Below are 1,021 nucleotides of genomic sequence, written 5' to 3'. Positions count from 1 at the left end.
AAGGAACAGGCCGGGTAGCGGCAGTCGGGGCAGCCCTGGCAGAGGCCACCGGCTGCCAGCCCGGCTATATCTTTACGCTGCAACCGTTCTCCCGTTAAAACCCGTGGCAGGACCAGGTCAAAAATGGTGGCCCGGTAATACATCACACACCCCGGCAGGCCCATAATGGGCACCTCCCCCAGGTAGGCCAGCATGAACATAGCCCCCGGCAACACCGGGGCGCCGTAGGTGACGACTTCCGCGCCGCTGCGACGGATCCCTTCCGGCGTCACGTCATCGGGATCAACCGACATGCCCCCCGTTAGAACCACCATTTCCATGCCGGCCGCCAGCATCGCTGCTATGGCCTGCCGGATTGCCTCAGCATCATCAGGTACAATCTCTTCCCGCTCTACTTCTGAGCCATAACTGGCAATCTTGGCCCGGACCACCGGGCTAAAGGCATCTTTTACCCGCCCTTTATAAACCTCATTGCCGGTGGTAATCAAGCCTACCCGCAACCGGCGGTAGGGGGCTATACGGACAATACCACCCGCCTGGTGGCAAATGGCTTCTACCATTTCAATCACCGCCCGGGGTGCCAGCAGGGGGATCAACCTGGTGCCCGCCACCACCTGGCCTTCCGTAACAGGGTAATTGTTATGCAGGGTGGCCAGGATGATGTCCGCCCCTTCGCTGATTTGCTGCAGGGCCTGGAGGTTTACCTTCAACAGGCCGTTCCTGGCGGCAATAAGGTTTACCTTGCCTTCCTGGGGCTCACTAAATTTGAGGCCGTGATCGCCGTCGCCGGCTGCCGCCCTGGCCAGGCGAAGGGCGGCTTGTCTTCGTGCACCTCATCCGGTCCCAGGGCCAGGACATACAGGTGTTCCTTACCCATTTGCAGCAGTTCGGGTATATCTTCCGGCTGAATAATATGTCCTTTCTTAAATCGCCTTCCCTTGAACTCGCCAGGAACGATTTTGGTCAGGTCGTGGGCCAGGACCGTGCCCACGCTATCTTCGACCCGGACTTTCTGGAGCAT

The 1,021-nt window shown here is 59.5% G+C and carries 1 pseudogene; it reads right to left on the bottom strand.

Annotation, left to right across the window (positions count from 1 at the left end):
* Nucleotides 1–1,021: pseudogene (locus tag MOST_RS05795) on the bottom strand (molybdopterin-binding protein); the annotation flags it as partial.

This window comes from Neomoorella stamsii (assembly GCF_002995805.1).
GTDB classification, from domain to species: domain Bacteria; phylum Bacillota; class DSM-521; order Neomoorellales; family Neomoorellaceae; genus Neomoorella; species Neomoorella stamsii.
The sequence above is the reverse complement of the archived record's forward strand: the minus strand, read 5'-3'. Positions and strand labels throughout refer to the sequence as shown.